The sequence below is a fragment of the Paraburkholderia phenazinium genome, from assembly GCF_900142845.1.
In the GTDB taxonomy this organism is placed as follows: Bacteria; Pseudomonadota; Gammaproteobacteria; order Burkholderiales; family Burkholderiaceae; genus Paraburkholderia; species Paraburkholderia phenazinium_A.
Genome location: NZ_FSRU01000001.1, coordinates 3,876,401 through 3,900,530 on the forward strand (window position 1 = coordinate 3,876,401; position 24,130 = coordinate 3,900,530).

Sequence of the window (24,130 nt, forward strand, 5' to 3'; positions counted from 1 at the left end):
GTCAGCTCAGCGGGCCAGCGGGTCTACAAACAACTCGCTAACGGACATGCGACGCGGCGTGAGACCTTGCTTGAACGCCGTGGCTTCCAACGTCTCGATGGTCTTGAGGTTTTCCGGCAGACCGTACGGCAGCGGATCGTGTCCGACGATCTTGCGCAGTTCGAGGTACTTCTTGTCGCTGGCACCGGTGGCCTCGCCAGCATCGAGACGTGCCAGCCATGCTTTTTTCGCTTGCGCGAAGGCGTCGTAAATCGATCTGGCGATCCACGGGTGCTCTGCGAGCACCGAGTCCTTCACGACGATGGTGCCGTGCATCGGATACACCCCTGTGCGGGCGTAGTACTCGGTTTCGAGCTCGGTTGCGTTGGGCAGCAGATCGGGATAGTCGGCTTCGACTTCCTTCCATCCACCCGTGGGCGCACCGGTGCGGCCGATACCCGCAGCCGCGGCAAAACCGGCCGACAACTCCCCCGAGGCCATCATCTCCGCCAGCGAGCTTCCGGCCGGTGCGTGGATGACATTCGACGGCAACTTGAGTTGCGTGACATGCTCTTCGTCATCGACCACCCAGGTGACCTTGGAGGAGTCGAGACCGAACTCGTCGATCAGGACCTGGCGCGTCCACACGCCGGTCGTCACCGAATAGGCGCGCACGCCCACCTTCTTGCCTTCCAGGTCTTTGGGAGTCTTGATGCCGGCGTCCGGGCGCACCAGCAGGCCGCCATGGTGAAAGCGCCGCACGACGAAGATCGGCAGGCCGACGAACGGTGCGCCATAGGCGCGGGCGATGATGTACGTGGTCGGCGCCAGTTCGCAAACGTCGAATTCGACGTCGCGCACCATCCGGCGAAACGCGCCGATTTGCGGCTGGACGGTGACGAACTCGGCGTCCACGCCCTCGATGGGAATGGAGCCATTGCGAATAGCCGACGTGTGTGGGTGCTCAGCAATTGCGATCTTGAGCGGGACTTTCTTGGTCAACGTTCTCTCCAGGGGATTAATCGTCGCAGACGGCTGGACGAAGGCTCCAGCGCCGGACGGATAGTCTCGATGGGGTGAGAATATTGAAAGTCGGGGCGCGCGTCCCTACACAAAAAGCAGATTCGATGGCACTTTTGTTGGTGGGCGGCGGGTGCGTGCGCGTGCGCTCGATCCGCCACTACGATGAGCACGGTCTGCTGACCTCCATTCGCGCGAGCAATGGCTACCGCGCGTTTCCACTCGCAGCCGTCACCCAGGTCCGGCAGATTCAGCGCATGATCGAAGGCGCAAGTGCCTGCACCGAAACCTCTGAGACGCAGCGCAAACGGCTGGCCTCGATTGAACGTCAGATAGCGGATCTCGAACGCCGTCGCGCACGTCTGCTTAAGACGCTGACCGATGGGGCCATTCCAGCTTTAGACCAGGAATCTCCTGAACCGGAAGTGCGCGCCAACACGACGAATGGGTCTCGCCACGCCGCGAAAAAACCGCCAATCCGATCGAAATAGCTACGCTATACTTGCTGCGATGAAAATCTTGCGGACACTTCTCGTCTTGTTGCTGTGTGTGATGCTGCCCCTCAGTGGGCTGGCAGCCAGCGGCGCGACTGGCGCGTGTCCAATGGACTCCGTCATGGCCGGCAACGTCGCCGCCATGTCGGCGGATATGCCCGATTGCGAATCGATGAGCCCATCGTCCAGTGAACCCGGCAAGTCGAAGGCACCGCTGTGCAAGGTGAGCGCCCAGTGTCAGATGGGCAGTCTCTATCACCCCGTTTCCTCTCCCACCGTGACGCGGCCCGCCGGGTCGTTTGTCCCCGTCAGCTTCCACTACACGCAGTCGCTCTCCATCCGCGCGCCGGATGGACTCTGGCGTCCACCGCAGTCCGTCTAACTCCATCGTTCTGGTTCGCCGCCTTTGCGCGGTGATGTCGTCCCGTTTCGGGACGTGAGTTCGTGTGTCCGCTCGCGCGGCTTCACGCGGCTCGACCATTCGAGGTTAGAACATGCTTTCCATCATCGGCACGCCGGTTTTCCGGCGCGCCTGGACTCGCACATGCGCCGTTTTTGTTGCGCTCGGCTTGTTGGCGGGACGCGCGGCGCACGCTCAGGACGCGGGCTTGACGCTCGACGAGGCGCTGCAGATCGCCACCCTGCGCTCGCCCTCGATCCAGGCCGCGCAAGCCTCGGTTAGAGGCAGTTCGGACGTGGTCGTCAAAGCCGGACAACTGCCCAATCCCACGCTGAATCTGAGCGTCCAGGACCTGCCCATCAACGGCCCCAATGCCTTCACGATTGGGCAGGATAACTTCACGATGCGCGGCATCGGCATCCAGCAGGAATGGGTCTCTCCTGCCAAGCGCCGGCTGCAGACCACGCTGGCCGATCGTGCCGTGCAACGCGACCAATCGACTTACCTGGAAAAGGTGGCCGAGGTTCGTCAGCAAACGGCGATGGCCTGGCTCAACGCGATCTACGCCAAGAAAGCCGTCGCACTAAGCCAGGCGCTGGTGGACCATCTGGGCCAGGAACTGGCGGCAAGGCAGGCGTCCTACCGTGGCGCAAAAGGGACCGCCGTCGATGTGGCGCAGGCCAACCTGACGCTCGGGAATGCGCGCGATGAACTGATCAATGCGCAGCAGGACGAGAAGACCGCGTTGATTGCGTTGTCGCGCTGGACGGCCGCCGGCAACGTGCTGGACGTGGCCGGCAACCCACCGGAACTCGCTTCACCAGTGTCCAGCTTGAGCGTCGAGCAACTCGCTCAGGTGCAGCCTTCGTTGATCGCGGCACGCGCCGCCATCTCGCTGGCCGATGCCGACACCGACGTCAGCCGAAGCAACAGGAATCCTAACTGGACCTGGGGGGTGACCTACTTCAAGAGCGGCGGGCACTTCCCGGACTACGTGTCGGTCGGCGTGTCGATCCCTTTGCCGATCCATCGCGGCAACGTCGAAGACCGCGACGTCGAGCAAAAGTCCGAGATGGGGACACAGGCACGCCTCACTTACGAAGACACCGAACGCCGGGTCGTCGCCGATATCCAGAGTCTTACGGCGAAGCTCGCCGGTGGCCGGGAACGTCTGGCCAATGCGAAGCAAACCGTGCTTCCCGTGGCTGAACAGAAGGTGCAACTGGCGAATGCCGCTTACCGGTCGGGTGCCGGCACGCTCTCCGATGCGTTGGACGCGCGACACACCCAGCTCGAAGCGGATCTTCAGGTGTTGAACCTTGAACGGGACGTTTCCCTCGTCTGGGCGCAACTGGAATACCAGGTGCTGCCACCCGACATGACCTCCGGCCAGTAGAGAGAACCCCATGAAACAGAAACTGATCGTACGCGCCGTGGCGGCCGTGTTCGCTGCGGGCGTGCTGCTTGGCGCCGGCTACGTGGCCGGCACTCATCGCGCTGCAACAGACACAGCCATGGCGTCAGCCGCGGCCGCGACGCCCTCCGCAACTGCAACCACAACCGCCGACAAGGTGGACCCCAAGACGGGCCGCAAGGTGCTCTATTGGCACGATCCGATGGTGCCGAACCAGCACTTCGACAAGCCCGGCAAATCGCCCTTCATGGACATGGCGCTTCAGCCCGTCTTCGCAGACGAAGGCGGTTCAGGCGGGATCAAGGTCGACGCCACGCTTCAACAGAATCTTGGTATCCGCTACGCGACGGTGGTCCGCCAGGACACCGCTGAAGGTTTCGACGCGATAGGGACCACCCAGTTCGACGAGTCGATGGCCGACGTCGTCCAGTCGCGAGTGACGGGCTATATCGACCACCTGTACGCCAGCGCGCCAATGCAACGTGTCGCCAAGGGAGCGCCGATTGCTTCGCTCTTCGTGCCCGACTGGCTGGCGCCGCAGGAAGAGTACCTGGCGCTCAGGCGCGGCGGAATGGATGCCGGGCTGCTTGCCGCCGCGCGCGCACGCATGCAGGCGCTGTCGATTCCGGACGGCCTCATTGCAAGCCTCGATCGAACCGGCAAGGCGCAGACCCACGTCACGCTATCTGCGCAGCAAGCCGGCGTGCTCACGGAACTCAATGTTCGCGATGGCGCGATGGTGTCGCCGGGACAAACGCTCGCCAGGATCGCGGGTCTTTCCAAGCTGTGGCTGATCGTTGAGATACCGGAAGCGCTCGCGTTGCAGGTGCGGCCCGGCATGACGGTCGACGCAACGTTCGCCGGCGACGGCGCGCAACACTTTAGCGGCCACATCCGTGAAATCCTGCCGGGTATCAGTCCGGACAGCCGCACGTTACAGGCGCGCCTTGAGATCGATAACGCAGACCTGAAGCTGACACCCGGGATGTTGATGCGCGTCCATGTCAGCGCAGCGAAACCCGTCTCGCGGCTGCTGGTGCCGTCCGAGGCGGTCATCACGACCGGCAAGCGCTCGATCGTCATCGTCCGGAATAGCGACGGGCGGCTGCAGCCTGTCGAGATCTCCATCGGTCGCGATAGCGGCGACAACACCGAGGTAACGCGCGGCTTGACTGAAGGCCAGCAGGTGGTCGCATCGGGCCAGTTCCTGATCGACTCGGAAGCGAGCCTGAAGTCCGTGCTGCCGAAACTCGAAGGAGGCGCGCAATGATCGCACGCATCATTCGCTGGTCGATTGGCAACCGCTTCCTCGTGCTGCTTGCCACCGTGCTGGTTACCGCATGGGGCGTGTATTCGGTGACGCAAACCCCGCTCGATGCGCTGCCGGATCTCTCCGATACCCAGGTCATCATCAAGGCTTCGTATCCCGGCAAGGCGCCGCAAGTCGTCGAAGACCAGGTGACGTATCCGCTCACCACCACGCTGCTGGGCGTGCCGGGCGCCACCACCATCCGCGCGTATTCGTCGTTCGGGGACGCGTTCGTCTATGTGCTGTTCGACGACAAGACGGATCCGTATTGGGCCCGCTCGCGCGTGCTCGAATATCTGAATCAGGTGCAGAGCCGTTTGCCGGCAGGCGCGACGGTCTCACTCGGGCCCGATGCCACGGGTGTGGGCTGGGTTTACGAATACGCACTCGTCGATCGCAGCGGAAAACACGACCTTGGCCAGCTTCGAGCCCTGAACGACTGGTTTCTGAAGTTCGAGCTGAAAGCCGTGCCGGACGTCTCGGAGGTAGCCAGCATCGGCGGCATGGTGCAGCAATACCAGGTCGTGCTGGATCCGGACAAGCTGCGCGCCTACGGCATCACACAAGCAGGAGTCGTGGATGCCATCGGCAAGGCGAACCAGGAATCGGGCGGGTCCGTGGTCGAACTCGCGGAGTCCGAGTACATGGTCCGCTCATCGGGGTACCTGCACTCGCTCGACGACTTCCGCCACATCGTGCTGCGCACGAACGACGCGGGCACCCCCGTGTTGCTCGGCGACGTCGCTCGCATCCAGATCGGACCGGAAATGCGCCGGGGCATTGCCGAACTGAATGGCGAGGGCGAAGTGGCAGGCGGTGTGATCGTGATGCGCTCGGGAAAGAACGCGCTGACGACCATCGAAGCGGCCAAGGCGAAACTCGCCGAGCTGAAAAAGTCTCTGCCACCGGGCGTCGAGATCGTCACGACCTATGACCGCTCCCAGCTCATCGAACGGGCGGTCGGTAACCTCAAGGACAAGCTGATCGAAGAGTTCATCATCGTCGGCCTGGTCTGCGCGGTGTTTCTGTTCCATCTGCGCAGCGCGTTCGTCGCGATCCTGTCGCTGCCGCTTGGGGTGCTGGCCGCCTTCATCGTGATGCGCTATCAAGGCGTCAACGCCAATCTGATGTCCCTGGGCGGCATTGCGATCGCGATCGGCGCGATGATCGATGCGGCGATCGTGATGATCGAGAACGCCCACAAACATCTGGAGGCGTACGACCATCAGCACCCCGACACGCCGATCACCCCCACCCGGCGGTGGGAGTTGATCGCACAGTCGGCGGCCGAGGTCGGCCCGGCGCTGTTCTTTTCGCTGCTGATCATCACGCTGTCGTTCATTCCCGTGTTCTCGCTCGAAGGCCAGGAAGGCAAGCTGTTTGCGCCGCTCGCGTTCACCAAGACCTACACAATAGCCGCCGCTGCCGGACTGTCCGTCACGCTCGTGCCGGTACTGATGGGCTATCTGATCCGCGGCCGGATTCCGCACGAGAACGCCAATCCGCTCAACCGCGTGCTGATCCGGCTATACCGTCCTTTGCTTGAGGCAACGCTGCGCCGGCCATGGGTGGCGATCGCGCTGGCCGTGCTGGCGCTCGTCATGACGGCGATTCCTGTCTCGCAGCTCGGCGGTGAATTCATGCCGCCGCTCGACGAAGGCGACCTGCTTTATATGCCGACCGCGCTACCCGGCATCTCGGCGGACAAAGCCGCCGAACTGCTGCAGCAGACGGATCGCCTCATCAAGACGGTTCCCGAGGTGAAGACGGTGTTCGGCAAGTCGGGGCGTGCCGACACCGCGACCGATCCCGCGCCGTTCGAGATGTTCGAGACCACCATCCAGTTCAAGCCGCGCAGCGAATGGCGGCCGGGCATGACGCCGGAGAAACTGGTGGATGAACTCGACGCGCGGGTGAAGATACCTGGCCTGTCGAACGTCTGGGTGCCGCCGATTCGCAATCGTCTGGACATGTTGTCGACCGGCATCAAGACGCCCGTCGGGGTCAAGATTTCCGGCGCGGACCTCGGGCAGATCGACAGGATTGCTACGCAAATCGAGTCCGTCCTGAAGAACGTCCCGGGCGTCACGTCGGCATTGGCAGAACGCCTGAACGGCGGCCACTACATCGACGTCGACATTGACCGCCTTGCGGCCGCCCGTTACGGCCTTTCGGTAACCGACATCCAGTCCGTCGTCTCGACTGCGGTGGGGGGCGACAACGTGGGCGAGGTGATCGCGGGTCGCGAGCGCTTTCCGATCAACATTCGCTATCCGCGTGAAATCCGCGACTCGGTCGACAACCTGCGTCAGTTGCCGGTCGTCACGGACCGCGGTGCCCAGATCACGCTCGGCGACGTCGCTGCGATCAGGATCTCGGATGGTCCGCCCATGATCCGCAGCGAAAACGCTCGCTTGTCGGGGTATGTCTACGTCGACATTCGCGATACCGACCTGCAATCCGCCGTAAAGGCCATGCAGATCGCGGTTGCGCAACAGGTTGTATTGCCACCGGGTTATTCGATCGCGTGGTCAGGTCAGTTCGAATATCTGGAGCGCGCGGCTGCGAAGTTGCGAACCGTGATTCCGGTGACGCTCGCGGTCATTTTTGTGCTGCTGTTCCTGACCTTCAACTCGGCCGCCGACGCGCTCTTGCTGATGTCGACGGTGCCCTTTGCACTCGTGGGAGGGTTCTGGCTGATCTGGATGCTCGGGCACGCAGTGTCCGTCGCCACGGCGGTGGGATTCATCGCGTTGTCGGGCGTGGCGGCCGAATTCGGTGTCGTGATGCTGCTCTATCTGAAGAGCGCGCTCACGCGCCGCCTCGACGAAGGCGCGCCCTTTAGCGAAGCCACCTTGATCGACGCCATCCGCGAAGGCGCGGTGCTGCGCGTGCGGCCCAAGGCAATGACCGTCGCGGTCATCCTGGCGGGCCTCATCCCGATCATGCTGGGCCATGGTTCCGGCTCCGAAGTCATGCAGCGCATCGCCGCGCCGATGGTTGGCGGCATGGTGACCGCACCGCTCCTCTCCATGCTGATCATCCCGGCCGCCTGGTTGTTACTGCAACGCCGCCGCATGGCTCGCATGAAAACAGATACGCAAGACACGCTTCAACCTCACGTAGTACCCACTGGCACGCTCGTGCCGCAAACCCACTCTGGAGAAAACTCATGAAGAAACTGCTTACCCTGACGGCTGTGCTCTGTACCGGTCTGACGCTCGCCGGCGCGGCGCTGGCGGCGGACGATATGGCCGGCATGAAAATGAACGGCGGCGCCATGGAAACCGGCGCGTCGAACAACGCAGCGCTCACCGATGCGATCGTCAAGAAGGTGGACCCGTCCACCGGCATGCTGACGCTTCAGGCCGGCGAACTGAAGAACATCGGCATGTCGCCGATGACGATGGCCTATAAGGCCAAGGATGCGCTGATGCTCAAGCAGGCCAAGGAAGGCGAGAAGGTCAAGGTGCGCGTCGAAGAGGTGGATGGAGCGCTGACCGTCGTGAAGCTTGTGAAGCAGTAACGGTTGGCGGTGGCACAGCGATGCGTTGGCGGCTCGACGCCTGGTCCTGCCGCTAACGCGTTGCTGTGACAGCGCGCACGCTCGCACACCTCGTCACGCGCTTGCTGGGCGAGGCGTGAATCAACGCGCCGACAATCGATAGCTGATGGTGCGTGGCACGCCGGCACTGAACGCGAGGCCTTTACGAGCCGCGAGCGGATGATCGGCGGGCGGCATCGCCACACGTCCGAGATCGAAGAAACTTTGGGCCGGTTCAACGCCTAAAGCGAAGTTCCGGCCGGACCACGGCTCATACGCGCGTCCACCGTTGCTGATCCACAGCAAGGCATCCGGCAGATCCTCGGGATTCCAGTCGAGCAGGACGTCGGCCTGCTGCGCGGTGTATCGCAAGACAAAAGGTGGCCGACAGCCTGCCATTTGCAGCAGTTCCTCGGTGTTTTCGGGGAGCGGCAAGCGTGTCGCATCCATGAAACCGGTCGCGGTGGGTATCGCTTTCAGTGAGGCGAAACTGCGATTCGGCAAAATGCGGGAAACGCCCGGCTCCTGCGGGACCGGATAGCTGTGAATCGCCTCATGCGGACAGGCGAGCACCTCGATGCCTTCGTCTGGTATTGCAAACGTGGGATGAAGCGCGAACGGTAAGACCACATCTCTGCGCGCATGAACCGTGACGGAGACGATCAGCGCCGGCGCGTCGGGGTCGGCTTCAATGGTCCGCTCGAGACTTTCAATCTCCCCCTCAGACGGGTAGTCGATCCGTAGCGAGAGCCGATGGGCGGTCTGTTCGACCCGTCGCCACATGTGATTCGCACCGTATCCGTGATCCCACACATCCGTGGCGTTCCGAGTCTCGAAGCCTGACGGTAGCGCATCAGGCGCCCTCACCATGCCGAACGGCAGACACGGCCATTCGCCGCGCAAGGCGCGAAGCAGTCCCGGCCACCGTTCATCGTCGCCCCACGGAGCGACGTACAAGGGCGACACGGTCCGGCCGCCGCCGAGTTCGAATCGCACGGGCGCCAGCATTCCGCCCAGCGACTGCGCGGTCGCTTCTCCATGCGCCCACTTCAGCGTCCACCGTTGCATTGCATCCATCGTGCCGTCGTTCCAGGTTAGCGACCCAATCGTTCGTCGAGCTTGCGGCCCTCTTCTACTCCGACCAGTTGAAAACCAGATCGGCACGATGCCGCGTCGAATCGATCAGGACGGCGTTGGGTTCGTCGGTTTGCTGAACCCAGTTGCGGGCGGCCTCCTCATCGCGGCCAAACCTCATGTGGCGCGCGACAAGCCGCTGCGTCCGCAGCACCGGATCGACGTCGACATACCAGGCCTCGTCGAGAAGCGGGCGAACATCCTTCCAGTGCCCATGCTCCAGCAGCAAATAGTTACCTTCAGTGATGACGAGTGGCACATCCGGGCTGACAGGAATGGCTCCGGCGATGGGTTCTTCAATCTCCCGGCGAAACGCCGGTGCGTAGACGGTCTCGTCGCTCTGCTGAACGCGCAGGCGCTTCAGCAGAGCGACGTAGCCGGCGCTGTCGAACGTATCTTCGGCGCCCTTGCGCGAAGCACGCCCGAGACGTTCGAGTTCGACATTCGCCAGGTGATAGCCGTCCATGGGGACGACCACCGCCTGACCGGGCAGCGCTTCGAGGATCTGCTCCGCCAGCGTGGATTTGCCGGCGCCGGGCGCGCCGACCAGGCCGAGAATGCGGCGCTGACCGTCAGCGATAAGGTGTTGCAGCCGTGCGAGAAAGCGGTCTTCGATCATCGAAACAATCCAGAGTTATTTGAAGTGACGGCTAGCGTCGCCATTCCAAAAAATACCGCATGCCGCGCAATATGACAACAGGAAACCGTACGACGATACTTATCCATACGGCATCCTAATTGTATAGGCCGCTTTGGTTTACCGCATAGAGGCGCGCGCTCTCAGTGGTGAGCCTTCGCTTTGGCTGCAGCGTGAATGCCGTCGGCGATGAAACTCCGTGCATGCCTGGCCAGATCCATGCCGTCGTCCCACATATTTCTCCAGATGGCCAGCGCATTGGACAACTGCTCGTTCACCACCGCGGAAGAGAAGCTCTCGAACGTGACCACGCCCTTATAGTCGATCATCGCGAGTGCATGGAAAAACTGCGCGAAGTCGATGGTGCCGGAACCCAGATAACCCCGGTTGCTTTCGCCGATATGCACATAGCCGAGCCGCTTGCCGCACTCCAGCACCGGTTGCATGAAGTCGGCTTCCTCGATGTTCATGTGATAGGTATCGAGGTGGACCACCACATTGGGCGCATCGACGTCGTCCAGCATCTTGAGCGCCTGCGATGCCGTGTTGAGCAGGTTGCTCTCGTAGCGATTCACCACTTCAAGCCCAAGGGTCACGTTTTTCTTCAGCGCGAAATCCGCAATCCGCTTGAGCGAGTCGACCGCGTTGCGGCGTCCCTGTGGCGTAATCGGCGCGGAATATTTGCCCATCGCGCCATACAGGATACCGCCGAAGTAATTGCCGCCGAGTTCCGCCGTCACGCTGATGCCTTCTTCCAGCATCGCCACGCCGCGCGCAACCGAAGCCGAGTCGTCGCTGGACACGTCCGCGTCGAAGGTCAGGCCGCGCGAACAGCCAATTTTCAGGCCGTGCTCCTGCAGCAGGTCGCGCGTGAGCGCCAGGTCCATCACCTTCGGCCCATGCAACGACAGTTCAACGAGGTCGAAGCCTGCAGCCTTGGTCTGGCTGATCACTTTGCGGGTCGACTCCGGCGTCAGATCACCAGCCCATACCAATGCGTGAACACCAAGCGTATTCATTGTGTAACCCCTCCCGATGCGGTCACGCGTCTGCGGACCAAGGACTGAAAGAAACCGTTTGCCCACGCCCAACGCAGGAGCATCACGGCAAGCAAAAACACACCCCACAACGCGGTGGCAAGATGTTGGTTCGCGCCCAGCAGGTTGAGGCCGGAGGCAATCACCTGCAGGATGACCAGCGCAATCACCACGGGCACGACGCGTCCGAACCCGCCGAACGGATCAACGCGGCCGAGGAAACATGCGAGTACCGAAATCAGCAGGAACGCCTCGCCGTGACCGACGCGCACCGAGTTGAAACTGGCCAGCATCACGATGCCCGCGACGCCGCACATCAAACCCGACAGCATGTAGATGCGGGTAACCGCACGCGTGGTGGCGATGCCCGAGTAGCGGGTCGCCTCGAGATTCGAGCCGATCATGCGCGTGGCAAAGCCAAGCCGCGAGCGCGTCATGACGACGTGCCACACGGCCGCGCAACCGGCGAAGATCCACAGCGGCACGGGCACGCCTAGCAGCAAACCGTTGCCCATCACCAGAACCGCAGGCGGGAAGCCGGAGATATCGCCACCGTGCGTCATGAATTCGCCGAGGCCGCGCAGGAAAATCATCATCGACAAGGAGACGAGGATGGGACTAGCGCCGGTACGCGCGATGATGGCGCCCATCACCCAGCCGGATGCCGCGCCCGTCGCCAGGGCCGCGGCGATGCCGAGGATGATCACGCCCGCGCCGGCATCGGCGCCACCGTGCGCGTGCAGCACCCAGGCCATGGCCAATCCGGAGATATTGGCGGTGAAGGTCACGGCCAGGTTGAAGCCGCCGGAGATCAGCGGCATCAGCATCGCCAGCGTGAAAAGCCCCAGTTCGGGCAACTGAAACGCCACCGAGACAAACGTGTCCGCGGAAAAGAACCGGTCGGACGCGAAGCTCATGGCTACAACCACCACCGCGAGGAAGCCGAGCAGGCCGACGACATCAGCGGGCACGAACGCTATAGCGGACCGTTGCGACGAAGAGGTTTTCATGAGAAGGCCTTGACACGTTGCGACGCGAAGCGCGATCCGACGAGCTTGGCGAAGCCGCCGCTCGACAAGGTAATCGCAATCAGAATGACCGCGCCGATGATCATCTTGAACGCGTAAGGAGAGATGCCCAGCAGGTTAAGTCCGTTCGCGGTGATGGCGGTCAGCAGAATGCCGAGAATCGCGCCAAGGATCGTGCCGCGCCCGCCACCCAGGCGCGCACCGCCGAGCACTACCGCGGCGAGCACGTCCAGTTCACGGCCATACAGCGCGTTGGGCACCACCTCCTGTACGTAGTGCGCCTGCATCAGCCCGGCGATCCCGGCCATCATCCCGAGCCAGCCAAAGGCGATGTAGTGCATGGCGCCGATGTTGATGCCGACGCGCCGCGCCGCTTCCGGGTTGTCGCCCATCGCATAGAGCTGCCTGCCGGTGGTCGTACGCCGCAGCAGGAACCAGGTGGCCACGACCGTCGCGAACATCACGGCAACCGGCAGCGCGAGGTCGGCAACGCCGCTCGACGTCTTCAACGTGATCAACGACACGCGGTTCATCCACCAGTCCGGCAGGTCGTAGATGGAGACACCGCCCGTCAGAAACATCAGGCCGCCGAAGAACACGTTGAAGGTCGCGATGGTCACCACGATGGAGACGATGCGGAACCGGTAGATGAACGTAGCATTGATGGCGCCCAGCAGAAAGCCGAACGCGGCCGACGCCAGGAAGCCCAGCGCCCAGTTGCCGCCGCCAAGCCGCATGACCGTCAACGCGGTCAGGTACTGGACGACGGACGCGCCCACCGCGAACGAGATGTCGATCCCGCCGGCGATCAGCACAACGAGCAAGCCGACGGCAAAGATGATGTTGACCGAGCTCTGGTTAAGCAGGTCGAACAGATTGGGCAGCGTGAGGAAGGTCGACGTGGTCAAGCTAAGGCCGATCACCATGACGGCGATGACGAGGATCAGCAGGGCCTCGATCGAACCGATGCCGAGTTTGCGCAGATCAGGCATGGACGTCTCGCTCGATTTGGTCAATGGATGTGGCGCCCGGCACGTACTCCCTCACGACGCGGCCATTGCGCATGTGCAGAATACGGTCGGCGTTGAAATAGACTTCCGGGATCTCGTCGGAGATCAGCAGGATGGCCATGCCCTGTGCAGCCAGCTTGTGGATGATGGCGAAGATGCCGGCGCGTGCGCCGACGTCCACTCCTACCGTGGGTGAATCCAGAATCAGCAGCTTTGGGTTGGTGGCCAGCCACTTGGCCAGCACGATGCGTTGTTGATTCCCGCCTGAGAGCGTCGAGACCGCGTCTTCCGGTTTGCCGATCTTCACTGCCAGTTGCTCGATCCAGTCGGTGATCAGGCTGTCACGCTTCTTGAGACTGATCAGACGCGTGGCGTCGAGCAGATCGTCGAGCACCGCGGCGACGGTGTTGTCGCCAATCGATTGCGGCTGCACGAGGCCAAGCTGAAGCCGGTCTTCGGATACGTAGGCGATACCCGCGCGGATCGCGTCGCGGTTCGAGCCCAGCGAGAGTTTCTTGCCGTCGAGGCTGATCGAGCCTGCGCCCGGCCGCGTCATTCCGAACAGCGACAACGCGAGTTCCGTCCGCCCCGCGCCGAGGCGGCCCGTGACGCCGAGAATCTCGCCTTTCCTGACAGCAAACGAGACCGCGTCATATTCGCCCCGTCGTGTCAGGTCCGCTACCTGCAGAACAACAGGCGCGGCGGACAGGTCAGTCGTGCGTACGGCGTAGTCGAAGGTACGACCGGTCATCAATTCCGTGAGGCGGGTTTGCGTCATGCCGGCCGTGGGAAAGGTGCCGACGTATTGGCCGTCGCGCAACACGGTCACGCGCGTACACACGTCCAGCACTTCGGCTAGCCGGTGGCTAACGAACACCACAGCGATTCCGTCAGCCGAGAGGCGGCGCACGATCTTCAGCAACGCCTCGGTCTCGGCGTGACTGAGCGACGCGGTGGGTTCATCCATGAAGACCAGCCGCGCATCGGCAACGAGCGCGCGCGCGATGGCGACGATCTGACGCTGTGCGATGGACAGCGAGCGCACCGAACGGCCCAGATCGATCGACACGCCCAGCCGCTCAAGGATACGGCGCGCCGCCACTTTCATCTGACGGTAGTTGACGAGGCGCGGACGAGGTCCGAGGTTCTGTTCGAACGCGATGTTCTCGGCGACGGTCATCTCGGGAAACAGCGCGAGATCCTGCCAGATCACCTGAATGCCGAGCTCCCGCGCCTTTGCCGGATCCAGTCCTTCGATCGACTGACCGTCCATCAGCATGACCGCATCCGGCTCAGGTTGATAAACACCGCTGATGACCTTGATCAGCGTGCTCTTGCCGCAGCCGTTTTCGCCTGCGAGGCACAGCACCTCGCCGGGCATGACGTCGAACTTGATGGACTGGAGCGCTTTCACCCCACCGAATATCTTGGAGATGTTGTCGAGCTTGAGCAGCTCGGTGCGCTGCGTGTCGACGACGGCAACGCTTGCTGCGCCCGCGTGTCTCCGCTCAGGCGCGGGATGATCCTGTGAAGCCGCTGAAATCATGGGACATGCTCCAATGCGGCTGATGGGCGACCTGACGCGTCGTCCGGTTCATCAGCCGGGTGAAGGGCAGACCGGCCGCCCCTCACGCATTGCTTTTTAAGGCTACAACTCAGGTTGCAACTGCGGTTGCTTCAGAGACCTAACTTCGCTAGATCGTCAACGGTATTGGCGTTGAGATCCACCAACTGGTCGACGATCAGGTCGTGACCCTGCGGATGCACGACGCCCAGACCCGGAATGTTGGTGCCGTCCTTGACCGGCTCACCCTTCGCGACCATCGTGCCCAGCGTGACGAACACTTCGCCGGCCTGCTCGGGATTCCACATATAGCCGCCGGTCAGGATGCCGTCGTGCACGAGACGCTTGCCCTGTCCAGGCGAGAACGGTCCGAGTACCACCACCTGGCCTTTCTTATGCGTTTCGTCGACGGCGCGCGCCGCGCCGATCGGCCCCTGGCTGCCGAACGCGAGAATGCCCTTCAGATCCGGATGCGCCCGCATCAGATCGAGCGCAGTCTTGCGCGAGGCGTCGACGTCTTCAGCCACGCCGTAGCGGTCGCCGACCAGCTTCATGTCCGGATCGTTGGCCTTCAGATAAGCAATCGCGGCGTCGGCCCATGCGTTATGCAAAGGCACGGTGAGCGAGCCGACGAAGACCGCATACTCGCCCTTGCCGCCCATCGCGGTAGCGAGGCGCTTGCCGTAGGCTTCGCCGAAGCCCTTGACCGAGGCCAGTTCGAAGTCCCAATCCGCATTCTGCTGGTTCGGCGATTCGTGAGTGATGACCTTGATGCCGGCCGCCCGCGCCCGTTGCAGGACCGGCTCCAGGACCTTGGCATCGTTCGGCACCACGCCGATCACGTCCACGTGCTGCGCAATCAGATCCTCGATCGCGCGGACCTGCAGCGCCGGGTCCGCGCTGGTCGGGCCGACCATGAAGGCTTTCACGCCGAGCTGATCCGCCCGTTTCTTGATCCCCGCCTCCATGGCGTTGAACCATGGGATACCGCCAATCTTCACGACGATGCCGATGACTGGCTTGTCGGGCGACGCCGAAGCCAGGCTTGTCGCGAGTGCAAACGCGGCGATGCCTGCGCACAGTGTGCGCACGAAGTTCTTTGACATGTCTCCTCCGTTGGACTCCGGCAGCTTCGCCAAACGCCCAGATGAGTAATGGGAAATGAGCCGGTTGCCGAACCTCAACTTATTTAGCTGAATCCATTCAGCAACTCGGTGGACAAATGCTGAATGGATTCAGCTTTATGGTCAATCGAGTAGATACCCTAATATGGCTTCCCGTGGCAGAAGGTCTACCGTCTGCAGAACGTGAACGATGGTGCTTTTGGAGTAAAAGGCAGATGGCCCGCAGCAGCTCAGGACGCAAGTCCACAATTTATGACATCGCCAAAGCGACGGGCTCTTCGACGTCGGCGGTGAGCATGGTGCTGAACGGCACCTGGGCTCGCTACCGTATCAAGGAAGACACCGCCAAGCGGATCCTCGCAAGCGCGGAGCAGCTTGGCTACAACGTGAACATGAAGGCCCGCGGACTGCGGCTGTCGCGCTCGGGGCTAGCCGGCATGATCCTGCCGCACTATCGCAACCGGTTCTTTGCGGGGCTGGCCGAGAACTTCGAGGAGCATGCGAGGAGCCGGGGCCTGTGCCCGATCGTCGTCAGTACTCAACGCGATCCCGCGGTGGAGTTGAGCGTGACGGAGACGCTCATCTCGCAGCAGGTGGAGTTGCTGTTCATTGCCGGCGTGCGCAACCCCACGCCGCTTGACGACCTGTGCTCGGCAGCGGGTATTCCGTGCATCAATGTCGACTTGCCTGGCCCGGGCGCACCGTCGGTCGTCTCGGACAATCGCGGCGGCGCGCGCGCGCTGGCCGATGCGTTGATGGACAAGATGGTCGCGCGCGGCAATGCTCCCGGCGAGTTGCTGTTTCTTGGCGGCGTCACGGATGAATACGCGACGGACATGCGCATTGCCGGCTACCGCGATGCCTTTGAGGCTCGAGGGATCAGTCCCGCGGCGGATGCTGTGGAGTGCTTTGGATACGACGCGTCATCTTCGCGGCGCGCCCTGGCTCGCCGTTACGACACGCTCGGCAGGCTCCCCGCTGGCCTGCTGATGAATTCGATTACCGCGTTTGAAGGCCTGGTTCAGTTCGCGTCCAGATTGCCGCAGGATGCCTGGCAGTCCACGGTAGTGGGGTGTTTTGACTGGGATCCGTTTGCGGTGCATCTGCCGTTTGAAGTGACCATGATGCGGCAGGACGTGCAGAAGATTATTCTCGAAGCGTTCGCGCTCGCGGACAGCCATGATGCTAGCGCCCGGCCGGTTGTGGTGGTGCCGACGGGGTTTGGCGAAATGCTCGACGAAGATGAGCCGGGCAGCAAGAGTGGGTACGTCGGCTGAGGGACAGACGCCGCGTTAAAGCGCTGCGTCGCGCGCGACACGGGTTTGCCGACGTGTTCGAGATAGTCATAGACCGAGTCACCCATTGCGGTCATATCCGGCAACCGCAATCAGTCTTCAGCAGGTCTGAAGCGTAATCGGCCAACCTCTCAGTCTCAGCGAACTTGCGCAACGACTCGAGATGTCGATGCGCCAGCTTGAGCGATTGTTCGGCAGCGAAGTGGGCGATGCACCGCTATCGTATGGCCGACAACTCCGTATTCGAACAGCAGCATGGCTTCTGACCAGTTCGGATAGGACGGTGACCGATATCGCGTCCTCCTGTGGATTCTCAGATGCATCGCATTTCGGACGAGAATTCCGGAAAGCGTTTGGGGACTCTCCCAACGCCTACAGGCTGCGAGGCCCGCATACGGTGCCAGAACCCTTCCCTCCCCCCATCATTTACTTGACATCTAAAATATCGAGGACTAAATTACATTCCAGAATCCAACCGGAGCACCAGCATGCGCATCGTCTGTATCGGAGGAGGCCCGGCCGGCCTGTACTTTGGGCTGTTGATGAAGGGCCGCAACCCGCAGCATGAAGTCACGGTGATCGAGCGTAACCGGCCCTACGACACGTTCGGCTGGGGCGTGGTGTTCTCCGACCAGACGCTCGGCAACCTGCGCGCGGCCGACGCGCCAAGCGCCGACGCAATTCTCGACGCCTTCAACCACTGGGACGACATCGAGATCAACTTCCGCGGCCAGCAGGTCCGCTCGTCGGGTCACGGCTTCTGCGGCATCGGCCGCAAGCGCCTGCTGAACATCCTGCAGGCGCGCTGCGAGGAACTCGGCGTCAAGCTGGTCTTCGAAACCCAGGTGACGGACGACACCGCTTACGAAGCCGACCTGATCGTCGCCTGCGACGGCGCCAACAGCGCGATTCGTCAGAAGTATGCGGCGACCTACCAGCCGGATATCGACATGCGCGATTGCCGCTTCGTCTGGCTCGGTACGAAAAAGCTCTTCGACGCGTTCACCTTCGCCTTCGAAGAAACCGAATGGGGCTGGTTCCAGGCCCACGCCTACCGCTTCGACGACCAGACCTCCACCTTCATCGTCGAAACGCCGGAGCGCGTCTGGCGCGCCGCTGGTCTCGACGAAATGAGCAAGGAAGACAGCATCGCCTTCTGCGAAAAGCTGTTCGCAAAGTATCTGGACGGCCACCCCTTGCTGTCGAACGCTGCGCATTTGCGCGGCTCGTCGCAATGGATCCGCTTCCCGCGCGTGGTCAATCAGGAATGGGTGCATTGGCGCAGCAACGCCAACGGCGCGCGGCCCACGCCTATCGTGCTGATGGGCGACGCCGCGCACACGGCCCACTTCTCGATCGGCTCGGGCACCAAGCTCGCGCTTGAGGATTCGATCGAGCTTGCCAACAGCATCGGCGAACATCCGGGTGATCTCGCCGCCGCGCTCCAGCATTACACCGAAGTGCGCAGCGTCGGCGTGCTGCGCATCCAGAACGCCGCACGCAACTCGACGGAGTGGTTCGAGCATGTCGACCGCTATACGTCGTTCGAGCCGGAACAGTTCGCCTATTCGCTGCTGACGCGTTCGCAACGCATCTCGCACGAAAACCTGCGGGAGCGCGATGCCCACTACCTGTCGGCATTCGAAGACTGGCTCGCAACACGCTCGGGCATCGAACGCGCGCCGGCCAAACATTCCGTGCCGCCGATGTTCACGCCCTTCACGCTGCGCGGCGTCACGCTCAAGAACCGCGTGGTCGTGTCGCCGATGGCGCAATACTCCGCCGTCGACGGCGTAGCGGGCGACTATCACCTGATGCATCTCGGCGCACGCGCCATGGGCGGCGCCGCCCTGGTGATGACCGAGATGACCTGCGTATCGCCGGAGGCCCGCATCACCCCCGGCTGCCCCGGCATGTACGCACCGGCGCATCTTGCCGCGTGGAAGCGCATCGTCGATTTCGTGCACGCGCAATCGGACGCGAAGATCGGCATGCAGCTCGGGCACGCCGGCGCCAAAGCATCCACACGCGTGAGTTGGGAAGGCATTGATCAACCGCTGCCGGAAGGCAACTGGCCGCTAGTGTCGGCCTCGCCGCAGCAGTATCTGCATGGCGTCAGTCAATGGTCGCGTGAAGCGAGCCGCGAAGATCTGCGCGAAATCGAAGCGCAATTCGTCCGCTCGGCGCAGATGGCTGTTGAGGCCGGCTTCGACTGGCTCGAACTGCACTGCGCCCACGGTTATTTCCTCTCGAGTTTCCTCTCGCCGCTCACCAATCATCGCAGCGACGAATACGGCGGCTCGCTGCAAAACCGGTTGCGCTATCCGCTGCAAATCTTCGCGGCGATCCGCAAGGTCTGGCCCGCGGACAAGCCCATCTCGGTGCGCATCTCCGCGCACGACTGGGTGGACGGCGGCACCACGCCGGACGACGCAGTGGAAATTGCGCGCGCCTTCAAGGCAGCAGGCGCCGACATGATCGACGTCTCCTCGGGCCAGGTCAGCAAGGCCGAAAAGCCGGTCTACGGCCGCATGTTCCAGACGCCGTTCGCCGACCGCATTCGCAACGAAGCCGGTATTGCGACGATCGCCGTCGGCGCGATCTCCGAAGCCGATCACGTGAACAGCATCATCGCCGCCGGCCGCGCGGATCTCTGCGCGGTGGCGCGACCGCATCTGGCCAATCCGTCGTGGACGCTCAACGAAGCCGCGAAGATCGGCTACTTCGATGTGATGTGGCCAAAGCAATACACGGCGGCGAAATCGCAGCTGGAACGCAACCTCGAACGCGAACGCGCGCAGGTCGCAGCGAACGCGGGGCTCTCACCGCAAGAACGCGCACAACGCGCAGAAGGAACCGTGTGAACACAGAGACCTCCGGGCTGGCCGGGAAACATGCCGTCGTCACCGGTGGCGGCAGCGGGATCGGCGCGGCCACTGCCGAAGCGCTGGTGCGTGCCGGCGCACGCGTCACGTTGATGGGTCGCGACGCGGCACGTCTTGCTGCGCAGCGCGATGCGTTGAACGCGCTAAGCCTTTCAGGCACAGCAGGCGACATCGCCTGCATCGCTGTAGACGTCACACAGGAGGTTGCCGTAGCCGCTGCCTTCGAACAGGCTGGTTCGGTAGACATCCTGATCAATAACGCCGGCCAGGCGCAAGCCGCCCCGTTCGCGCAGACCGATATCGCCCTCTGGCAACGCATGCTCGACGTCAACCTGACCGGCGTGTTTCTATGCACGCGCGCCGTGCTGCCTGGCATGCTCGAACGCGGTTACGGTCGCATCGTCAACGTCGCGAGCACCGCGGGGCAGACAGGTTATGCCTACGTCGCGGCATATTGCGCGGCCAAACACGGCGTGATCGGCCTGACCCGTGCGCTTGCGCTCGAAGTCGCGACCAAAGGCGTGACCGTCAACGCAGTCTGTCCCGGCTACACCGAGACCGAACTGCTGCGCGCCTCGCTCGACCAGATCACCAGCAAAACCTCGCGCAGCGAAGAGGAAGCACGCCGCATCCTGCTGCGCAACAACCCGCAACAGCGTTTTGTCGCGCCGGAAGAAGTCGCCAATGCCGCGCTGTGGCTGTGCATGCCCGGCTCTGCCGCGATCACCGGCCAATCCATTTCCGTCTCCGGGGGAGAAGTCACATGACTCGTGCAACCAGCGCTAAAAAGCCCGCCTCAACAGAAGCGAAAGCACTGCGCAAAGGCGTCGCCAAACCGGCCGAGAACGTGGTCGACATGGAAATGAGCACCGGCGCCGACAGCCATATGGGCCTGCGTCTATGGCTGCGCATGCTCACCACCACCAACCTCGTGCAAGCCGAATTGCGCAAGCGGCTGCGCAACGAATTCGACACGACGCTGCCGCGCTTCGACCTGATGGCTCAGCTCGAACGCCATCCCGAGGGGCTCAAGATGACCGAGCTCTCGCGCCGTCTGATGGTGACGGGCGGCAACGTAACCGGCATTACCGATCAGCTCGAAAAGGAAGGCCTCGTCGTGCGCGATGCGGATCCAAACGATCGCCGCTCGATCAGCGTGCGTCTGACAACCGACGGCCGCGCGCAGTTCGACCGGATGGCGGTAGCGCACGAACAGTGGGTCGTCGAAATGTTCGGCGGCCTGAGCCTCGACGAGAAGTCGCGCACGCATCAGCGTCTGGGCAAGCTCAAGAAACATCTGCTCGACAACCTCAAGGGTTGAGCGGCACCGAACTGGAGGAGATATCCATGACACCATCCCACGTCGACGCCCTGCTGGCCGGCAATCGCGTCACGCTAGCGGGCTATGAGGCGAAGCACTTCGGCTGGTCGGTCAGCGCCAAGGTCGCGACCGTCACACTGAATCGCCCCGAACGCAAGAACCCGCTGACCTTCGAATCGTATGCCGAGTTGCGCGACCTGTTTCGACAGCTTGCGTACGCAACCGATGTGAAAGCCGTGGTGATCCACGGTGCCGGCGGCAACTTCTGCTCGGGCGGCGACGTCCACGACATCATCGCGCCGCTGATCGACCTGCCGATGCCCGAATTGCTGCTGTTCACCCGCATGACCGGCGATCTGGTGAAGGCCATGCGGCATTGCCCGCAGCCGGTGATTGCCGCCGTCGATGGGGTCTGCGCAGGCGCAGGCGCCATTCTGGCGATGGCGTCCGACCTGCGCATGGGCACCGCGCGCAGCAAGCTCGCGTTCCTGTTCTCGCGCGTCGGCCTGGCCGGTTGCGACATGGGCGCGTGCTCGATCCTGCCGCGCATCATCGGCCAGGGACGCGCGTCCGAACTGCTCTTCACCGGCCGCTCGGCGAGCGGCGAAGAGGGCTACGCCTGGGGCTTCTATAACCGTCTGTGCGAGCCCGATGCCGTGCTCGACGAAGCCGCCAGGCTGGCCGCCGAACTCGTCGCCGGACCGACCTTCGCACACGGCATCACGAAGAAGATGCTGCACCAGGAATGGAGCATGAGCATCGACGAAGCCATCGAATCCGAGGCGCAAGCGCAGGCCATCTGCATGAGTACGCACGATTTCGAACGCGCGTATCGCGCGTTTGCGGCGAAAACGCGTCCGGTGTTCGAAGGAGACTGACGTGAGCGCTTCCGGCAAGATCGATCTTCATAGCGCACTGGCGTGGCCGTTCTTCGAAGACCGCCATCGCGAACTCGCGGCAGGCGTCGAAGCCTGGTGCGGCACGCATCTGGCTGACACGAGCCACGGCGAGGACGTCGATGCCACCTGCCGCCATCTGGTGCGCGAACTCGGCGCAGCGGGTTGGCTGAAATACGGCGTCGGCGGCACCGCGTACGGCGGGCACGGCGACACCATCGATACGCGCGCTGTCTGCCTGCTGCGCGAAACGCTCGCGAAACACTCGGGCCTCGCCGACTTTGCGCTCGCCATGCAGGGGCTCGGCTCCGGCGCCATCTCGCTGGGCGGCACGCACGAACAGAAGCAACGCTACCTGCCGCGTGTGGCGAACGGCACGGCCATTGCGGCCTTCGCGCTGTCCGAACCGGAAGCGGGCTCGGACGTTGCGGCCATGGCACTCTCTGCCCGCGCCGACGGCGACGCCTATGTCCTCGACGGCGACAAGACGTGGATCTCCAACGGCGGCATCGCCGACTTCTACGTGGTGTTCGCCAGAACCGGCGAAGCACCCGGCGCGCGTGGCATCAGCGCGTTCATCGTCGACGCCGATACGCCGGGCCTTGAAATCGCCGAGCGCATCGACGTCATCGCACCGCATCCGCTCGCGCGCCTGCATTTTGCCGGCGCACGCGTGCCGCACAGCCAGATGCTCGGTGCCCCCGGCGAAGGCTTCAAACTGGCCATGCGCACGCTCGATATTTTCCGCACCTCGGTAGCGGCGGCATCGCTCGGTTTTGCGCGGCATGCCATGGCAGAGGGCCTTAGGCGCGCCGCATCGCGCAAGATGTTCGGCCAGACGCTGGGCGATTTTCAGTTGACCCAGGCAAAGCTCGCGCAGATGGCGCTCACCATCGACAGCAGCGCCCTGCTCGTCTATCGCGCAGCCTGGTTGCGCGATCAGGGCGAGAACGTCACGCGCGAAGCCGCGATGGCGAAGTGGCATGCCAGCGAAGGCGCGCAGCAAGTGATCGATGCAGCCGTTCAGCTTTGGGGCGGCATGGGCGTGCAAAGCGGCACGGCCGTCGAAATGCTCTACCGCGAGATTCGCGCGCTGCGCATCTACGAAGGTGCAACCGAAGTGCAGCAACTGATCGTAGGCCGTGATCTGTTGAAGGCCCACGCCGCCGCGCAACAGGACAGCACGTCATGAGCGCGACGTTCGACATGCCAGTGCGCATCCGCTTCGCGCATTGCGACCCGGCCGGCATCGTGTTCTTTCCGCAGTACCTGGTGCTGACCAACGCGCTGGTCGAAGACTGGTTCACCGAGTGCCTGCACGTCGACTACGCGCACATGATCGGCGAACGCCGGATCGGCTTGCCGATCGTCAAGCTCGACTGCGAGTTTTCGCGGCCAAGCCGCATGGGCGAAACCCTCACGCTCACGCTGAGCGTGAACGCAATCGGCCGGCGTTCGATTCGCCTCGGCATCGTCGGTCATTGCCAGAACGAAGTGCGCTTCCGTGCGCATCAGGTGCTGGTGACGACGTCGCTCGAAACCGGCCAGTCCATCGATATTCCCGACGACATCGCGAGCGCCCTCGCGCGCTTCGCCCCACCGCCGGCCCTCACCGACGAGCCACGCTCATGAAAAAACCTCTCCTCCCTGCCGGCTGGGTCAAGCCGCGCGGCTATGCGAACGGCGTTGCGGCCGTCGGCACCCAGGTGTTCATCGCCGGCCAGATCGGCTGGGACGCCGAGGCGCGCTTCCAGTCAAGCGACTTCGCCGCCCAGGCGATTCAGGCCTTGCAGAACATCGTCGCGGTTCTGCATGAAGCCGGCGGCAAACCGGCCCACCTGGTGCGTTTGACCTGGTATGTGACGGATAAGCGCGAATACCTCGCCGCGCTCAAGGACATCGGCCGCGCGTTTCGCGAACTGATCGGCGACTACGACATTGCGATGAGCGCGGTTCAAGTGGTCGCGCTGATCGAAGACGAGGCCAAGGTCGAAATCGAGGCCACTGCAGTGATCCCCCACGAAGCCCACTAACCGTTC

The 24,130-nt window shown here is 63.1% G+C and carries 21 protein-coding genes and 2 pseudogenes; 15 read left to right on the forward strand and 8 right to left on the reverse strand.

Annotated elements, in window-relative coordinates:
* Positions 1-6 precede the first annotated feature (6 nt).
* Positions 7-981 carry an ABC transporter substrate-binding protein gene (locus BUS12_RS16905; protein WP_074296819.1) on the reverse strand — a complete coding sequence of 325 codons (975 nt, stop codon included), beginning with the start codon at positions 979-981 and terminating at the stop codon, positions 7-9.
* 125 nt (positions 982-1,106) lie between these two features.
* On the opposite strand from BUS12_RS16905, the gene BUS12_RS16910 reads away from it, so the two are divergent.
* The 6 genes and pseudogenes from BUS12_RS16910 (at position 1,107) to BUS12_RS16935 (ending at position 8,142) form a co-directional block, all read left to right on the forward strand.
* Positions 1,107-1,490, forward strand: coding sequence for a MerR family DNA-binding transcriptional regulator (locus BUS12_RS16910; RefSeq protein WP_074296821.1), 384 nt, complete (start codon positions 1,107-1,109; stop codon positions 1,488-1,490).
* 19 nt (positions 1,491-1,509) lie between these two features.
* The gene (locus BUS12_RS16915; protein WP_074296823.1) at positions 1,510-1,875 is read left to right on the forward strand and encodes a hypothetical protein; all 366 of its coding nucleotides are present in this window, start codon (positions 1,510-1,512) and stop codon (positions 1,873-1,875) included.
* 112 nt (positions 1,876-1,987) lie between these two features.
* Positions 1,988-3,289: a TolC family protein gene (locus BUS12_RS16920; protein ID WP_074296825.1), complete on the forward strand. Its 1,302-nt coding sequence runs from the start codon at positions 1,988-1,990 to the stop codon at positions 3,287-3,289.
* 10 nt (positions 3,290-3,299) lie between these two features.
* Positions 3,300-4,568, forward strand: a pseudogene (locus BUS12_RS16925) (efflux RND transporter periplasmic adaptor subunit); the annotation flags it as partial.
* A gap of 5 nt (positions 4,569-4,573) precedes the next feature.
* A complete protein-coding gene (locus tag BUS12_RS16930; protein ID WP_074296827.1) occupies positions 4,574-7,792 on the forward strand; it encodes an efflux RND transporter permease subunit in 3,219 nt (1,072 codons plus the stop codon).
* Positions 7,789-8,142, forward strand: coding sequence for a copper-binding protein (locus BUS12_RS16935; RefSeq protein ID WP_074296829.1), 354 nt, complete (start codon positions 7,789-7,791; stop codon positions 8,140-8,142). Before BUS12_RS16930 ends, BUS12_RS16935 begins: the two co-directional genes overlap by 4 nt.
* Positions 8,143-8,262: 120 nt before the next feature.
* Here the strand turns inward: BUS12_RS16935 and BUS12_RS16940 are convergent, their stop codons facing one another.
* The 7 genes from BUS12_RS16940 to BUS12_RS16970 form a co-directional block, all read right to left on the reverse strand.
* A complete protein-coding gene (locus tag BUS12_RS16940) occupies positions 8,263-9,237 on the reverse strand; it encodes an aldose epimerase family protein (RefSeq protein WP_074296831.1) in 975 nt (324 codons plus the stop codon).
* 55 nt (positions 9,238-9,292) lie between these two features.
* Positions 9,293-9,913, reverse strand: a complete 621-nt coding sequence (locus BUS12_RS16945) for a nucleoside/nucleotide kinase family protein (protein WP_074296833.1) — start codon at positions 9,911-9,913, stop codon at positions 9,293-9,295.
* Between the two features lie 161 nt (positions 9,914-10,074).
* Positions 10,075-10,950, reverse strand: a complete 876-nt coding sequence (locus BUS12_RS16950) for a sugar phosphate isomerase/epimerase family protein (protein ID WP_074296835.1) — start codon at positions 10,948-10,950, stop codon at positions 10,075-10,077.
* A complete protein-coding gene (locus BUS12_RS16955; RefSeq protein ID WP_074296836.1) occupies positions 10,947-11,978 on the reverse strand; it encodes an ABC transporter permease in 1,032 nt (343 codons plus the stop codon). Before BUS12_RS16955 ends, BUS12_RS16950 begins: the two co-directional genes overlap by 4 nt.
* A complete protein-coding gene (locus BUS12_RS16960) occupies positions 11,975-12,988 on the reverse strand; it encodes an ABC transporter permease (protein ID WP_083640428.1) in 1,014 nt (337 codons plus the stop codon). The genes BUS12_RS16955 and BUS12_RS16960 overlap by 4 nt, the downstream gene beginning before the upstream one ends.
* Positions 12,981-14,552, reverse strand: coding sequence for a sugar ABC transporter ATP-binding protein (locus BUS12_RS16965; RefSeq protein WP_074296838.1), 1,572 nt, complete (start codon positions 14,550-14,552; stop codon positions 12,981-12,983). Before BUS12_RS16965 ends, BUS12_RS16960 begins: the two co-directional genes overlap by 8 nt.
* Before the next feature lie 131 nt (positions 14,553-14,683).
* Positions 14,684-15,676 (reverse strand): substrate-binding domain-containing protein, encoded by a 993-nt coding sequence (locus tag BUS12_RS16970; RefSeq protein WP_074296840.1) that lies wholly within the window; start codon positions 15,674-15,676, stop codon positions 14,684-14,686.
* A gap of 116 nt (positions 15,677-15,792) precedes the next feature.
* Here BUS12_RS16970 and BUS12_RS16975 point away from each other — a divergent pair, with 116 nt between their 5' ends.
* The 9 genes and pseudogenes from BUS12_RS16975 to BUS12_RS17015 all read left to right on the forward strand — a co-directional run bounded on the left by BUS12_RS16975 (position 15,793) and on the right by BUS12_RS17015 (position 24,124).
* Positions 15,793-16,971 carry a LacI family DNA-binding transcriptional regulator gene (locus BUS12_RS16975; RefSeq protein WP_253190100.1) on the forward strand — a complete coding sequence of 393 codons (1,179 nt, stop codon included), beginning with the start codon at positions 15,793-15,795 and terminating at the stop codon, positions 16,969-16,971.
* 136 nt (positions 16,972-17,107) lie between these two features.
* Positions 17,108-17,377: pseudogene (locus BUS12_RS39410) on the forward strand (helix-turn-helix domain-containing protein); the annotation flags it as partial.
* Between the two features lie 100 nt (positions 17,378-17,477).
* Positions 17,478-19,853, forward strand: coding sequence for a bifunctional salicylyl-CoA 5-hydroxylase/oxidoreductase (locus BUS12_RS16985; protein WP_074296848.1), 2,376 nt, complete (start codon positions 17,478-17,480; stop codon positions 19,851-19,853).
* Positions 19,850-20,641 carry an SDR family NAD(P)-dependent oxidoreductase gene (locus tag BUS12_RS16990; RefSeq protein WP_074296850.1) on the forward strand — a complete coding sequence of 264 codons (792 nt, stop codon included), beginning with the start codon at positions 19,850-19,852 and terminating at the stop codon, positions 20,639-20,641. Before BUS12_RS16985 ends, BUS12_RS16990 begins: the two co-directional genes overlap by 4 nt.
* Complete coding sequence (locus BUS12_RS16995; protein WP_074296852.1) at positions 20,638-21,195, forward strand: MarR family winged helix-turn-helix transcriptional regulator; 558 nt, start codon at positions 20,638-20,640, stop codon at positions 21,193-21,195. Before BUS12_RS16990 ends, BUS12_RS16995 begins: the two co-directional genes overlap by 4 nt.
* 26 nt (positions 21,196-21,221) lie before the next feature.
* Positions 21,222-22,073 (forward strand): enoyl-CoA hydratase family protein, encoded by an 852-nt coding sequence (locus tag BUS12_RS17000; protein WP_074296855.1) that lies wholly within the window; start codon positions 21,222-21,224, stop codon positions 22,071-22,073.
* A gap of 1 nt (position 22,074) precedes the next feature.
* The gene (locus BUS12_RS17005; protein ID WP_074296857.1) at positions 22,075-23,283 is read left to right on the forward strand and encodes an acyl-CoA dehydrogenase family protein; all 1,209 of its coding nucleotides are present in this window, start codon (positions 22,075-22,077) and stop codon (positions 23,281-23,283) included.
* Positions 23,280-23,723: an acyl-CoA thioesterase gene (locus BUS12_RS17010; protein ID WP_074296859.1), complete on the forward strand. Its 444-nt coding sequence runs from the start codon at positions 23,280-23,282 to the stop codon at positions 23,721-23,723. Before BUS12_RS17005 ends, BUS12_RS17010 begins: the two co-directional genes overlap by 4 nt.
* Positions 23,720-24,124, forward strand: a complete 405-nt coding sequence (locus tag BUS12_RS17015; protein ID WP_074296861.1) for a RidA family protein — start codon at positions 23,720-23,722, stop codon at positions 24,122-24,124. The genes BUS12_RS17010 and BUS12_RS17015 overlap by 4 nt, the downstream gene beginning before the upstream one ends.
* The last annotated feature ends 6 nt before the right edge of the window (positions 24,125-24,130 follow it).

Bases quoted from the DNA above. Each gene is read 5' to 3' on its own strand.
- BUS12_RS16910 (WP_074296821.1), top strand. From the start codon at position 1,107: ATGGCACTTTTGTTGGTGGGCGGCGGGTGCGTGCGCGTGCGCTCGATC.
- BUS12_RS16915 (WP_074296823.1), top strand. From the start codon at position 1,510: ATGAAAATCTTGCGGACACTTCTCGTCTTGTTGCTGTGTGTGATGCTG.
- BUS12_RS16920 (WP_074296825.1), top strand. From the start codon at position 1,988: ATGCTTTCCATCATCGGCACGCCGGTTTTCCGGCGCGCCTGGACTCGC.
- BUS12_RS16930 (WP_074296827.1), top strand. From the start codon at position 4,574: ATGATCGCACGCATCATTCGCTGGTCGATTGGCAACCGCTTCCTCGTG.
- BUS12_RS16935 (WP_074296829.1), top strand. From the start codon at position 7,789: ATGAAGAAACTGCTTACCCTGACGGCTGTGCTCTGTACCGGTCTGACG.
- BUS12_RS16940 (WP_074296831.1), bottom strand. From the start codon at position 9,237: ATGGATGCAATGCAACGGTGGACGCTGAAGTGGGCGCATGGAGAAGCG.
- BUS12_RS16945 (WP_074296833.1), bottom strand. From the start codon at position 9,913: ATGATCGAAGACCGCTTTCTCGCACGGCTGCAACACCTTATCGCTGAC.
- BUS12_RS16950 (WP_074296835.1), bottom strand. From the start codon at position 10,950: ATGAATACGCTTGGTGTTCACGCATTGGTATGGGCTGGTGATCTGACG.
- BUS12_RS16955 (WP_074296836.1), bottom strand. From the start codon at position 11,978: ATGAAAACCTCTTCGTCGCAACGGTCCGCTATAGCGTTCGTGCCCGCT.
- BUS12_RS16960 (WP_083640428.1), bottom strand. From the start codon at position 12,988: ATGCCTGATCTGCGCAAACTCGGCATCGGTTCGATCGAGGCCCTGCTG.
- BUS12_RS16965 (WP_074296838.1), bottom strand. From the start codon at position 14,552: ATGATTTCAGCGGCTTCACAGGATCATCCCGCGCCTGAGCGGAGACAC.
- BUS12_RS16970 (WP_074296840.1), bottom strand. From the start codon at position 15,676: ATGTCAAAGAACTTCGTGCGCACACTGTGCGCAGGCATCGCCGCGTTT.
- BUS12_RS16975 (WP_253190100.1), top strand. From the start codon at position 15,793: ATGCTGAATGGATTCAGCTTTATGGTCAATCGAGTAGATACCCTAATA.
- BUS12_RS16985 (WP_074296848.1), top strand. From the start codon at position 17,478: ATGCGCATCGTCTGTATCGGAGGAGGCCCGGCCGGCCTGTACTTTGGG.
- BUS12_RS16995 (WP_074296852.1), top strand. From the start codon at position 20,638: ATGACTCGTGCAACCAGCGCTAAAAAGCCCGCCTCAACAGAAGCGAAA.
- BUS12_RS17000 (WP_074296855.1), top strand. From the start codon at position 21,222: ATGACACCATCCCACGTCGACGCCCTGCTGGCCGGCAATCGCGTCACG.
- BUS12_RS17010 (WP_074296859.1), top strand. From the start codon at position 23,280: ATGAGCGCGACGTTCGACATGCCAGTGCGCATCCGCTTCGCGCATTGC.
- BUS12_RS17015 (WP_074296861.1), top strand. From the start codon at position 23,720: ATGAAAAAACCTCTCCTCCCTGCCGGCTGGGTCAAGCCGCGCGGCTAT.